We start from the raw sequence: 13,389 nt of genomic DNA on the forward strand, positions 1-13,389 counted from the left end.
CACCTCTAATTTTAGTTTCTATATAATATATCTTACTCTATTCTTTTGTACCTGTCTTCATTGAATGTTATTTTAATATTTTATATATTAAGAATACCTATGGTGATTGCAATACACAAAATAATTAATTATCAATATAACAACTGTTCTTAGTAACAAAGCAATTTTACTTACATAATATATGTTGAAAACTATTTTTAATGGAGGATATATATGTACCAGTACCCTTATTTTTATAATATGATGCTATTAAATAGATATATACAGATAAACAATAACATAAATCTTGTTTTAGATTCTCAAAATTACTATAATATTCCTAAAAATTTTCGTAAGTCGTCTACTTTATTAAATACCCAAAACAATAAGGATTTAAATCTTAGTGGATTAAACACATTAAACATTTCTGGTAGTCAACAATTTTCAGAATATAATCTGCCTATAGTAATAAAAAGTATAAACACCTTATTACCAATTACTATCATTGATTTAAGACAAGAATCACACGGATTTATTAATGGATTACCTATTAGCTTTGCTAATGCGAAAAATGATGCCAACGTAGGACTAACTAAAAATAAAGTTTTACTTGATGAATACAATAAACTAAGTAATATAAGACTAAATGTTCCACTTACATTTTATAATCATAAAAATATAACTATAGTTCCAACGAAAGTTGAGGATGAACAACATCTTGTTAATTCTAAATCATTATCATATAACCGCATCACAGTTACTGATGGTAAAATACCTAATGATGATATGGTTGATTACTTTGTAAAGCTTGTACTTTCACAGCCTAAAAACAGTTGGTTTCATTTTCACTGTAAACAAGGTATTGGAAGGACCACTACCTTCATGATTATGTATGATATGATTAAGAATTCAGGCAACGTTTCAGCCAATGATATTATAGAGAGACAATTATTACTAGCAAATTTTGATGACAGTCATATCAAGTCTTTTAATAATAATGAAAGAACTAACTTTTTAAATAATTTTTATAAATACTGCAAGGAAAATATCAATGAGTTTTATTAAATGGAGTGACTTTAGAAAAGCTCTAGATGCTAATAATTATATTAAAAACCCCATAACTGCAACTTACTTATATGTTATATCTCAAAATACAATGACACTAGCTGAGGCAGCGATGATAGCTACTCTTCAAGGACTTGTTAATAAACAATCACCTATTCAAATATATACACTTAGTTCCTCACAACCTGATTATCAAATATGGCTTGATAATTTGAAAGAAAGTTATAGGGTTTCCTACGAAAATGTATCAAACCCATGGCACTTATTAGATATATTTAAAGATTATATTGAAGGATATGTACTCTATAATAAATCACTAAATGATCCTTCAATAAATAATGCTTGTTCTCTTGCCTCATTAACTAATTGCATAGCGATTGATGAAACTATCCAAGATAAAGCTGAGATTTACGGGATAACAAAAATTATAGGAGACTGCAGAAATACAGATGAAAACTGGGCCTTTGATAATTTATGGAATTCTGGACTAAATCACTCCATAGTAATACAATTATCGCCTGGTAATTCTTCCGCCTTAAGAGACTATGGCATAATGACGAAATCTCTAATATTTTATGAAGATAAAATTGATGTTACAGCTCTTCGAGATAAAATATTTTCAGCCATGGATAAAGACTCCCTTTGCCTGGGTTGGGGACCAGATGAATTTATTAATGTAAGTACAGCTTCAAAATATGGTGTTAGTATAGTTGCTGCAGATTGGTCTTATAATTTAACTGTGTTAAGTTCATTTCCTTCATTACCTATAAATCAAAAAACTTTATTACCAATGCCAATTAAAGAAAATGTTCATAATGTAACCTTTATAATGTCTGATGGAGATAATCAGCAGTGGAACCTTGGAACTAATTATAGTTCTCACAAATGGTATGGTTCTCCCTATAAAGGAAAATTCAATTTGGGTTGGTCATTAAGCCCTTCCTTATATTATCTTGCCCCTACAGTATTTAAACTATATTATGAAAGTGCAGCGCATGGATCTACCAACGACTATTTTTTAGTACCGCCCTCTGGAAATGGCTACATGTACCCAAGTAAATTTGATAAGAAATCACTATATATATATATTAATAGATTAAATGATTATATGGAAAATGTAGATGAGAAGTATGTAGCAATTATCGATGACTCTTCTTTTTATAATAAGGATCTTTGGGATAAATTTACTATAAAACCTAATATACAAGGATTATTTTATCTTGATTATCATAAACATGACAATTACCACGGTGAAATTAATTGGTCAAATAATAAACCAATAGTGTCATGTAGAGATTTACTTTGGGATAATATTGAAAGTGAAGATGATCTTATAAAAAATATTAATCAACGAGTTGATTCTAATCAAGTAAATATTAGTAATTATAATAGTTACACTTTTGTTTATGTTCATGCTTGGAGCAAAGATCTTAGCAATATTGAAAAGGTTATTAATAAATTAAAAGAAAATCCTAAAGTGGCAATAGTAACCCCTGAAACATTTATGAAATTGATAGAAAAGAATGTTAAAGATTAGGTATTCTAATGATTGTAGATATTTTCATCTGCTTAATCTAAAATTATAGAATAAAAGGCCAGGACGTAACGTCCTAGCTTTTTACTCATTAATTTGTTGTTAACTTAACAATTTTATATCTTTATAAATTTAATTTTATAAAAATTCTTACAACACATATGTAAAAATTATTATTAATATTAATGTTCTATTAATATTGAGGTTCTTGACTTTGAATATATTTTTGTCTTCCTTTTAAAGTATCCATAACAGAATCAAGTTGTACTGCTATTTGTTCAAAATCATTTTTTGCTGTCACATCCTCTGTTTCTAGAGAAAAAGTCTTCATTGTAGCAGAAGCGCTTTGTATTCCAGCAATCGCTTGTTGCATTTGAGTTCCTACGGTCATTGTTTTCACCTCCTTTAAATATCTTCTAAGATATTTAAAGCTCTATGAGAGATGGCTAACCGCTCTTCAAGCGACGATTATCCCTTTGGTTTGAATAATATTGCGCCAATAAAGCCAAAAATTATTGCAGCAGATATTCCCGAGCTCGCCGCCTTAAAAATGCCTGTAAATATCCCTATAAATCCCGTTTGCTCAGCATCTATTAAGGCTCCTGATACAAGCGTGTTTCCAAAGCTACTTATTGGTACAAATGCACCTGCACCTGCTATTTTAACCAAGGGATCATATAGTCCAAGCCCTCCTAAAATCGCTCCTATTACAACTAAAGTACATGTAGTATGTGCAGGTGTAATCTTTAAAATATCCATTATAAGTTGGCCAATAACACAAATTAAACCACCTACTACAAAAGCTAAAATAAATTTTTCCATAAATAAACTCACACCTTTTTTTTTACATTTCTATAGAAACTGCATGAGCAATGCAAGGTATGCTTTCCTTTTGTTGATAGGATATCAGAGACATTAATGCACCTGTTGCAACAATTAATATTCTCTTTAATTCCCCTCTACGCATACGGTTAAGAAAGTGCCCATAAGTTACTGTAGCCGAGCATCCACATCCACTACCACCCGAAAAAACTGGTTGATTTTTTTTATATATTAAAAATCCGCAATCTGTAAATATATTACCCGGCATATCAATGCCATGATCTTTTAATAAACTAATTGCAATTTCATGTCCTACTTTGCCTAAATCACCAGTAGCAATTAAATCATAATAGGAGGCATCAATATTTAGATCTCGAAAATGTGCCTCTATAGTATCTACTGCTGCTGGTGCCATAGCCGCTCCCATGTTAAAAGGATCTGATATACCCATATCTATTACTCTTCCCATTGTAGCAGAAGTGACTTTAGGACCAATTCCTTCGCAGCAAAGCACTGCAGCTCCAGCCCCAGTTACTGTCCATTGAGCAGTAGGAGGTTTTTGACCACCATATTCTGTAGGATATCTATATTGTTTTTCTGCAGTTGCATTATGACTACTTGCAGATGCCATAACATATTTAGCTGACTTACTATCTATTAATTGAGCAGCTAATGCTAACCCTTGCATTGAACTAGAACAAGCACCAAAAATCCCTAAATAGGGTATCCCCAAACTCCTCGCCGCAAAACTACTAGATGTAATCTGATTCATCAAATCACCACTTATAAAAAAATTTATATCTTCTTTTTTATACTTGATTTTTCTATTGCCCTTGCACAAGCGTGTTCAAGCATAACCTTTTCAGCTTTTTCAAAACTATCCTGTCCAACCCATAAATCCTCATGAATTATATCAAAATCATTTGCTAAGGCTCCATTGCCCTCAAATGGGCCCCCAACTGCTGCTGAACCCAGTATTGTAGGTTTAGAATTATATATCCATGATTGATGTCCTTTAAGCACCTACATCACCCCCAACCATTTTATTGTAATTTTTATAGTAGCAACCACAAAAGCAGAAAAGACTCCAAAAACAATAATTGCTCCAGCTAACCTAAACATGTTTCCAGCTACACCAAGAACAAAACCTTCACTTCTATGCTCTATTGAAGCTGAGGCTATTGAATTTGCAAATCCTGTAATTGGAACAGCAGATCCAGCTCCAGCCCATTGTCCAAGATGGTCATAAATCCCAAGTCCAGTAAGTAGGGCCGCAACAAAAATTAAAACAACTAAAGTTGGCCCAACTGACGTTTTTTCATTAAAATTAAAATAAGTAATAAAAATCAATTGCAACCCTTGGCCAATAGTGCATATAATTCCACCTACAAAAAAAGCTTTAATACAATTTTTTAAAATAGGTCTTTTGGGTTCTATGCTTTTTACGAGCTTATCATATTTTTGTTGAACTGGTGTTAGTTTTTTCTTTTTCATATTAGACATTATTTCACCCTCTAACGTAATAAATATGGTTCTAATTTTTTCATAACATTATCTAATTCTTTTGCATTTCTTAAATACATAGATTTTGCTGATTCATTTTTCGTTTCTAATGCAAAAGACACAAGGTCAGCCTGACTTTTTTGGATACTAGCATATAACATCTCTTTAATCTGCGATTTTGGCACTTGTACCACGTCATCAAAGAGGTCCAAATATAAATCACCAGAAGAATCTACCTGACCTATAAATACATTTTCAAGTACTACTCCTTTATTTTCTAGCTCAGTTTTAAGCCAATTTCGATTAAGTCCACTATTGGTAAGTCCTTCGTTTAATATATTTCCATCTAAGATAACTGTCTGCGGTTCCACCTTTGATGCAACTTTTATTCCTAAGTCATAAGAGGTAACCGGGGTTTTATCAGCTTTTAAACTAACATTTATATCTCCTGTTGTTTCCATAACCGCAAACTCAACATCCGCTAAATTAAATGATTTTTTTGAACGTAACTCTTGTAGAAACTCTTGTCCAGTCATTCTCTCTTTAGCTAAGTTGTCTTCCATAACCTTGCCTTCTTTAATTAATACTCTTTCCTTACCATTTATTATGTTGTAAATCCATTTGCTTTTCATTGAAGCGTAATCTAAAATAATAGGCATCAGTGACCAAACAGCTAATGATACTAGTCCAAAATAGATATTTGATATAATGTCTAATGAAATTAAAGTTACAATAAGAGCAATAACTACATATGAAATAAACTCAAATGGTGTAACTTTAGATAAGTTTCTTTTTTTCATAAATCTTGTAACAACTAATGTTAAAAAAAATAATAATATTGAATTGAATAATATTATAAGCCAACTATTCATTATTTCACCTCACTCAATTCCCTTTGTATTGTGGTTCCTCAAATTCTATAGATCTTACTCTTTTTTCTAAACTTATTTTTATTTTACTTATTTCTTCAAATGCTTCTGTATAAATAACCCTAGCTTCTTTATCACGTTCCTGCAATGAATATAATCTTAAAGTAGCTTCGCATCCTTTTAAAGAAGCTACTGTTTGTTTCACTTTAGAACTAACTGTCATATGAACCTCCTTTTATTTATTAAGCCTCATATAAAATAGTTTACCTAATATGCCTAATTTTAATTCATTTAATATAAAAAAACATTAATATGACTCACAGTTGTCAACTTATAATTGTTATAATGATATATAGCTAAAAGGAGGATTGACACATGGCCGAAGCTTTAAAAAACATGTATAATAAAGTATTTTTACAACAATTTGGTGAGAAAGTATATAATGTCTATAATCATTTTGACATTAATGGATTTATAACTAATGTAATAGATGATACTTGGATTGAACTAAAGTTAATGGAGAGGATGAATCGAATTACAACAACTCTTAAGGCATATTTACCAGAAAGCTATGATGATGCAATAGATATACTATTTCAAATTGATGAATATTGCGAAGGATTTCCATATTTATTTTTCCCGAATTTTGTTGCAATATATGGTAAGGCGGATAAGGACTTTGAACTTTCAGTGTTAGCGCTTAAGCGATTTACTATTAGGTCTTCCTCTGAGTTCGCAATAAGGCCATTTATTATGCATGATCCAGAGCGAATGATAGCTAAGATGCTAGAATGGTCAAAAGACACTAATGATCATGTAAGAAGGCTCGCAAGTGAAGGCTGTCGTCCACGTTTACCATGGGGAACCTCCCTTACTATATTTAAGCGCGATCCAACAATGGTGCTCTCTGTACTTGAGCAACTAAAAGAGGACCCTTCTATTTATGTACGTAAGAGTGTTGCTAACAATTTAAATGACATTTCAAAGGATAATCCTTTTGTGATTGTAGAAACAGTAAGACGTTTAATAGGAATAAATAAGTACACTGACTGGATACTAAGACATGGTTCTCGAGCATTGATTCGCAAAGCAAATCCTGAAATAATGAAACTATTTGGATATGGAGAATCTATAGACAGACCTATTGCCACTCGTGCTGTCTTATCTATAGATCCACCTAATGTGAAAATTGGAGGGAATTGCAACATTAAATATGAACTTTGTATTCGTGAAGGTGACTCTATACATATACGAATAGAATATGGAATTTACTTTGTACGCGCAAGAGGAAAGACCTCACGTAAATTATTTTTGCTCTCTGATAAAATAGTTAATGGTGGACAATGTCTTACTGGAACTAAAATTCATAAATGGGCAGATCTTACTACAAGAAAACATTACCCAGGAGAACATCAAATTGTTATACTTATTAACGGCGCCGAAGTAGCTACATCAAGTATGAATTTAATTTTTTAGCTTCATATTCGTGTATTTAAAAAACTTAAAAAAGCACTCTTCTAACAATTTAGTTAGAGGAGTGCTTTTTTACTTTACGCAAAGTTACACACAATTAATTTTTTTATGTAAGTTATTCATTTAGATCTTTGTTTAACATACAAAATATTTAACGAACTATTTTTTTAATAAAGTCTTCTGATTTCACTATATATCTTATATGAGTTCCTTCACCTATTTTGCCCATGTCATCAAATGCTTCTACCTTAAATGTTAATTTTTTACCTTCTGCCTTTTCAAGTACTGCCTCAGCTCTAACCTTAACTCCAACTGGTGTAGGCTTTATGTGCTTAACACTAATCTCTATACCAACTGTTGTATATTCCACAGGCAATTCCTTCTTAATACCATTTTTTGCTGCATTCTCCATAAGAGCTGTCATAGCAGGAGTAGCATAAACATCTAAATCTCCAGATCCATAAGAATTTGCTGTATCACTTTTTCCTACGACCTGCTCCATAACAGATTTCAGTCCTTCATTAAAATTAAATTCCATTTTTATCACTCCACTCTTTTATTATTTATACTTTATTATACTAATATAACATCATTATGAAAGTGTATCAAGTGATTTGACATGCTTATTGTTAAAAATATATCAAAAAGATATATTTCTATCTATAGGTTGTGACAAGGTTATAAAAGTATCTGTACTTTGAACTCCTGAAATTACCTGGAGCCTATTCATAAGTAGATCCTGGAGATTAGAGATGCTCTTACACATTACTTTGATAAAAATAGAATATGCTCCTGTTGTGTAATGTAGCTCTACTATTTCTTTTATCTCTTTCAATTGTTCTAATACATCTGGATATGAGGATGCTTTATTAAGATAAATTCCAATAAAACAACATACATCATATCCAAGTTTACTCGTATCCAATATAAGCCTGGCGCCTTTAATTAATCCCATTTCTTGCATTTTATTCATTCTAACGTGAATTGTACCTCCACTTACATGACAATTCCTTGCAATTTCAAGATAAGGTATTCTAGAGTCTTTAATTAATATTTTTAATATTTGATAGTCTAGTTCATCTAACCCTGGAACATTTAAATTCATACCATCAGCTCCTAATAAATTAATATATAACTAAAATCAACAATATTGTATACTTTATATCATTATATCAAATCAATTAACAGATTAGCAAAAAAACGATGAATTAATTTTAATTTTTAACAATACCACAATAAAACTAGCTATAAATTTATTATTTGATAAATATAATAAATATTCATTAGATATATTGTAATAGCGAGCCAAATATGTTATTATATTATCAATGGATCAAACAAAAATAAAAATTTATCAGGGGGAATTACAATGACAGAATTAAAAGCAGAAGAAAAAAAATTATTGGCTGTAGCGGTGGCTAAAATTAAAAATAAGAAAATTAAGGATATATTATTTGTTCAACAATCCATTTTAAAAGCTGTGGATGAATTTATGTATAAGAGAAGAATAACTAGAATGTTACCTCTTATGATGTCTCCGATTACAGATACTTTAAACCATAGCGTTGAGGAATGCGAGATAAACTATAACAAACAAACCTTCAATGTTATGAAATCTATGATATTCCACAAACAAATGACCATGTTAAATGCAGATATTGATAGTCTTTATATAGTATCTCCAAACATAAGGCTAGAAAAGGCAACTAGAGGTGATTCAAGACATTTATTTGAATTTACTCAAGTAGACTTTGAATTTAAAGAAAAAACAATGGAAGATGTACTTAAATTTATAGAAGAAATAATAACTGCTATATTTAAATTTGTAAAAGAAAACTGTATTCCAGAGTTAACAAGACTTGGAGTAGGTACAGATCATTTAAACATAACTGGACCATTTAAAAAATATACAACTGATGAGATGCAAGAAAAATATGGCGATGATTTCGAAGCAGAAGCATCAAAAGCTGCTACAGAGCCTTTCTTCCTAACAAACCATAAGAGAGAATTCTATGATGCTGAAGATTTAGATAACTTAGGAACTTATAGAAACTATGATCTTATTTGGCCACTAGGATTTGGTGAAGGTTTAAGTGGAGGAGAAAGAGAATTCAAACTAGATAGAATACTTTTAAGAATGAGGGAACTTGCAACTGATGAGAATGCATTTAGATATTATATTGAGCTTGCAAAACAAGGTGAAATATTTAAGACTGCCGGAGCTGGATTTGGGGTAGAAAGAATAACTAGATTTATTACTCAGCAGCCTGAGATTAGTGATGTTACATTATTCTGCAGAAAACCCGGTCAGCAATATATATTCTAATTTAAAGTATAAAAAATGGTAGCTATTTTATAATAGCCACCATTTTTTTATATCTTATCTACCATATTTTTTTCTGCTGCTTCTACCATCCGTCGAACCATTTCCCCACCGACATTACCTGAATTTTTCATCTTATTTACTTCCTTACTAGGAACATCACCCATATATACATTTCTACTGTAAATATTATCAAGTGCCATATCATTTGCTACTTCCATCTTGAACTTTTGGAGTTTTCCCATTGCCTCAGGTACTAATGTTCTTCTACTCATTTTTACTACCTCCTTATAATTTTATAAAATAAATATTCAAAATGTATTAAAATAATTTCGTTATCTACCTTATATAGGTACAGTTAGTATTTTTAAAAACAAGTTTTTTATTCATTTATATGATTTAATATTATTATAAAATTTTGATATTCTGTATTTATATGAAGTGAATGAGTAATTAGTAATGGACATACAAAAGCCACCTCATAAGGTGGCTTTTGTACTATAAATATATATTATTTATATTGCAGTAACTTCAATTGCTTGAAGTCCCTTAGGTCCTTCTTCTGTTTCAAATTGAACTTTTTGACCTTCTTCTAAACTTCTTTCTGATTCATTACCTTGAATTGCAGATATATGAACAAAAACATCTTTTTCACCCTCAACTTCAATAAATCCAAAACCTTTTACTGTGTTAAACCATTTAACTGTTCCGATTTTCATTAATAAACCTCCAAATAGAAAACACCATTACTTACGATACATTAATTTTGCATCAACAATGTTACATTAACAATATACCATAATATTGGCATATTATCAATTTTGTTAATTATAGAAATATAATTGATCTGAGTGTGCATTTTGATTTACCCATGCGCTTATTCTATGCTTTAGCTTTACTTAGAGCCTCCTGTGTTGCACTCATAATACCTTCACTACTATAAGTAGCACCAGAAACTGTATCTACTGTTGTTGATTGGGTCGACACTATTTCAGAAATTATCGTACTTTCTGCTCGTGCATAAAAATCAGGAGTATCTCCATTTGATACTGTTTCAACCTTTGTTATTTTATTGTCTTTTATTGTAACTGACATCTCTGTTGTACCACCATGAAAGCCACTACCTGTTCCTGTATATGTGCCGTCTTTATAGGTACTTGAACTAGTCTCTATATTTGCTGTTGCTGTACTTGTATCATCAGTACTATTTGTTGTTGTACTTGCATCAGTACTGCTATCTGTTGTTTTATTTGTATCAGTAGTAGTTGGTGTAGTTACAGACGAACCTACTTCCGCTTTCTTTAATGCTTCCTGCGTTGCGTTAATAATACCTTCACTACTATAAGTTGCACCAGAAACTGTGTCAACTGTTGTTGATTGATTCGATATTATTTCAGAAGTTATTGTACTTTCTGCTCTTGCATAAAAATCAGGAGTATCTCCACTTGATACTGTTTCAACTTTAGTTATTTTATTGTCTTTTACTGTTACTGACATTTCAGTTGTAGCACCATGGAACCCAGTACCTGTTCCTGTATATGTTCCATCTTTATATTTTTGAGAAGTACTAGTAGTACTTGTAGTACTTGTAGTACTTGCTATAGCCAATCCACTATTTGTTAATGTTGATGCTCCTAAATTATTAACAGCATAAAGTCCTACCATAGCAGCTATAGCTACACTACTTGCAAGTTCTGGGTTTACATTCTCACCAAGAACATTCACCTTAGTATTACTTCTTGGACATGCTTCGATGCATTTGAAACAGTTAATGCAATCCCCGCCACGTACACTCTGCGACTTGTAAAGTGATAATCCCATTGAACAATTATTGCTGCATATTCTACACTTTCCACATTTATCAGTAGGCTTTTTTATTTTAAGTATTCCTATTCTTGAGAATATATTAAAAACAGCACCTAAAGGACATAAATATCTACAGAAAAATCTTTCTACAAAGAGAGCACCTATTGTTATTAAAAGTAAAAGTACTACTCCAATAGTGTAATCAGATAATACCTGAGGAAAATTTGTTATTTGAGCAAAAGCATCCCAAGGGCTTGTCATATCAAGAACTTTACTTCCCATTGTCCAAACAACAACTACAAGTAATAATAGAACTACATATTTCACGTATTTTAAAATTTTATCTACTTGTTCGTTTACCTTAAAATTAATTTTAAATACTTTTTTTGATAATAAATAAAGGAAATCATTATAAGTTCCAAATGCACAAACCCAGCCACAAAAGAACCTACCAAGTAAAATCGTTATTATTATAGCTGTTGTGAACTCAATTAAACTAGGAAAAGCTGTTATAAAATTAAAATTGCCTTTAATAATCATAGTGTAAATACTTTTTAGTTCTGAGAAAGCTAATATAAATAAACCAGGTGATAAAACAAACATAATCAGTTGTACCATATGTCTAAATATTTGTATTTTCTTTATATTTTTTACCATTTTATATCCCCTTTTAAATCCCATTTTTATATACAAAATCTTGACTCGTTATTGTAAATTTCCCTTCCATACCTGATGTAACATAGATCTCCCTACTTTTGGTTATTAATATGGCCTCTACGCCCTCTATTTCTTCTATTAACTTAATAGCCTTTTCCACACCCATAATATACACACCAGTAGATAGTCCATCACCATCAATTGAGTTATCAGAAATTATTGTAGCACCTAAAATATCACTTTCTGATGGGTACCCCGTACTTGGGTTTATTATGTGGTGAAATCTTTTACCTTTCACTTCAAAATATCTTTCATAATTTCCTGAAGTAACTACAGATTTATTAATAACACCAATTGTTAAAACGAATTCACCACGAGTGTTAAATGGATCTTGAATACCAACACTCCATGGTGTTCCATCGATTTTTGTACCAAGAGCTAATATGTTTCCTCCAAGATTTATAAGTGCACTCTTAATGCCATTTTTAATCATTACATTTTTAACTTTGTCTGCAGCATATCCTTTCGCAATACCTCCAACATCAATTTCTTGCTCCTTTTTCTTTAAAAAAATAGATTTATCATTTTCATCTATCACTACATCCTTGTAGTTTATAATCTTAAGTTTTTCCTTAATTTCATTACTGCTCGGAATCTGTTGTCCTTCTTTTCCAATACTCCATAATGCAACTATAGGTTTTATTGTAATATCAAAAGCTCCTTTAGATAACGCACAATACTTTATCGCCTTTTGAATAACATAATAAGTATCATTACTAACTATTTGTGGCTTATTTCCAGCATTTATGCTTATTTTTGAAAGTTCACTCTCCTCTTTAAAGACCGACATCTTATTATCTATTTCACAAACCTTTTTAATAGATTCTTCAATAGCTTTTGTTGCTTTCTTTCCATATACTTTTAACTGGTTATTAGTGCCAAGTGAATAAAACTCTCTAACAATATATAACTTTTTATGATTGCCAGTTAAAAATATTAAAATCAAAGTAACAAATATTACTATAATCATTATAATTAGTGCATTGTCAATAGTAATAAGCAACATACCTATTAAACCCTTCCTCTCTATATTATAAATTACTCTCGATATCTCACTCATTCTTAAAATCTCATTATTTCAAAAAGAAACCTTCTTGGTATATATTGAATTTTTGTATTTATGTGGGCATAGATAGGTAACTTAAATAGAGCTACGCTTCTTTGTTAAATTATGTCTACGATGGATATCCGCATTATCTCTGGTAACTTACCCTTCCATGTCTCACAGGATCTATGTCCTAAATTCCTTCGTTCAGTCTATCCAAGAGGCGGATGTCAGTATTGGCTCCTTTACCGGG

The 13,389-nt window shown here is 30.9% G+C and carries 13 protein-coding genes and 2 pseudogenes; 3 read left to right on the forward strand and 12 right to left on the reverse strand.

Features of this window, described 5'->3' with window-relative positions:
* The first annotated feature begins 213 nt into the window (after window positions 1–213).
* A pseudogene (locus tag KPL37_RS10900) lies at window positions 214–2,581 on the forward strand (GxGYxYP domain-containing protein).
* Between the two features lie 190 nt (window positions 2,582–2,771).
* Here the strand turns inward: KPL37_RS10900 and KPL37_RS10905 are convergent.
* The 6 genes and pseudogenes from KPL37_RS10905 to KPL37_RS10930 all read right to left on the reverse strand — a co-directional run bounded on the left by KPL37_RS10905 (window position 2,772) and on the right by KPL37_RS10930 (window position 5,995).
* Entirely contained in the window at window positions 2,772–2,969 is a 198-nt protein-coding gene (locus KPL37_RS10905) for a DUF1657 domain-containing protein (protein WP_216149232.1), read from the reverse strand.
* A gap of 77 nt (window positions 2,970–3,046) precedes the next feature.
* On the reverse strand, window positions 3,047–3,400 hold the full coding sequence (spoVAE, locus tag KPL37_RS10910) for a stage V sporulation protein AE (protein ID WP_216149234.1): 354 nt from the start codon (window positions 3,398–3,400) through the stop codon (window positions 3,047–3,049).
* 22 nt (window positions 3,401–3,422) lie between these two features.
* A pseudogene (spoVAD, locus tag KPL37_RS10915) lies at window positions 3,423–4,423 on the reverse strand (stage V sporulation protein AD).
* Entirely contained in the window at window positions 4,424–4,903 is a 480-nt protein-coding gene (gene spoVAC / locus KPL37_RS10920) for a stage V sporulation protein AC (protein ID WP_216149236.1), read from the reverse strand.
* Between the two features lie 11 nt (window positions 4,904–4,914).
* Window positions 4,915–5,775: a DUF421 domain-containing protein gene (locus KPL37_RS10925; RefSeq protein WP_216149238.1), complete on the reverse strand. Its 861-nt coding sequence runs from the start codon at window positions 5,773–5,775 to the stop codon at window positions 4,915–4,917.
* Between the two features lie 13 nt (window positions 5,776–5,788).
* Window positions 5,789–5,995 (reverse strand): DUF1657 domain-containing protein, encoded by a 207-nt coding sequence (locus KPL37_RS10930; protein WP_216149240.1) that lies wholly within the window; start codon window positions 5,993–5,995, stop codon window positions 5,789–5,791.
* Window positions 5,996–6,147: 152 nt separating this feature from the next.
* Between KPL37_RS10930 and KPL37_RS10935 the strand changes: the two genes are divergently transcribed.
* Window positions 6,148–7,248, forward strand: coding sequence for a DNA alkylation repair protein (locus tag KPL37_RS10935; RefSeq protein WP_216149242.1), 1,101 nt, complete (start codon window positions 6,148–6,150; stop codon window positions 7,246–7,248).
* Between the two features lie 148 nt (window positions 7,249–7,396).
* On the opposite strand, the gene KPL37_RS10940 is transcribed toward KPL37_RS10935, so the two are convergent.
* Both KPL37_RS10940 and KPL37_RS10945 read right to left on the reverse strand, forming a co-directional pair.
* Window positions 7,397–7,783, reverse strand: coding sequence for a thioesterase family protein (locus tag KPL37_RS10940; RefSeq protein ID WP_216149244.1), 387 nt, complete (start codon window positions 7,781–7,783; stop codon window positions 7,397–7,399).
* A 102-nt stretch (window positions 7,784–7,885) separates the two neighbouring features.
* Window positions 7,886–8,350, reverse strand: a complete 465-nt coding sequence (locus KPL37_RS10945; protein ID WP_216149246.1) for an Lrp/AsnC ligand binding domain-containing protein — start codon at window positions 8,348–8,350, stop codon at window positions 7,886–7,888.
* A gap of 264 nt (window positions 8,351–8,614) precedes the next feature.
* Here KPL37_RS10945 and KPL37_RS10950 point away from each other — a divergent pair, with 264 nt between their 5' ends.
* Window positions 8,615–9,571 carry an asparagine synthetase A gene (locus KPL37_RS10950; protein WP_216149248.1) on the forward strand — a complete coding sequence of 319 codons (957 nt, stop codon included), beginning with the start codon at window positions 8,615–8,617 and terminating at the stop codon, window positions 9,569–9,571.
* 47 nt (window positions 9,572–9,618) lie between these two features.
* Here KPL37_RS10950 and KPL37_RS10955 read toward each other — a convergent pair whose 3' ends face one another.
* The 4 genes from KPL37_RS10955 to KPL37_RS10970 all read right to left on the reverse strand — a co-directional run bounded on the left by KPL37_RS10955 (window position 9,619) and on the right by KPL37_RS10970 (window position 13,151).
* Entirely contained in the window at window positions 9,619–9,843 is a 225-nt protein-coding gene (locus KPL37_RS10955; protein WP_216149250.1) for an alpha/beta-type small acid-soluble spore protein, read from the reverse strand.
* 240 nt (window positions 9,844–10,083) lie between these two features.
* Entirely contained in the window at window positions 10,084–10,287 is a 204-nt protein-coding gene (locus KPL37_RS10960; protein ID WP_216149252.1) for a cold-shock protein, read from the reverse strand.
* A gap of 163 nt (window positions 10,288–10,450) precedes the next feature.
* On the reverse strand, window positions 10,451–12,031 hold the full coding sequence (locus KPL37_RS10965) for an FMN-binding protein (protein ID WP_216149254.1): 1,581 nt from the start codon (window positions 12,029–12,031) through the stop codon (window positions 10,451–10,453).
* A 13-nt stretch (window positions 12,032–12,044) separates the two neighbouring features.
* The gene (locus tag KPL37_RS10970; RefSeq protein ID WP_246578227.1) at window positions 12,045–13,151 is read right to left on the reverse strand and encodes an FAD:protein FMN transferase; all 1,107 of its coding nucleotides are present in this window, start codon (window positions 13,149–13,151) and stop codon (window positions 12,045–12,047) included.
* Between the last annotated feature and the right edge of the window lie 238 nt (window positions 13,152–13,389).

Origin of the sequence: Clostridium frigoris, from assembly GCF_018861865.1 — a bacterium.
GTDB lineage: Bacteria > Bacillota > Clostridia > Clostridiales > Clostridiaceae > Clostridium_AD > Clostridium_AD frigoris.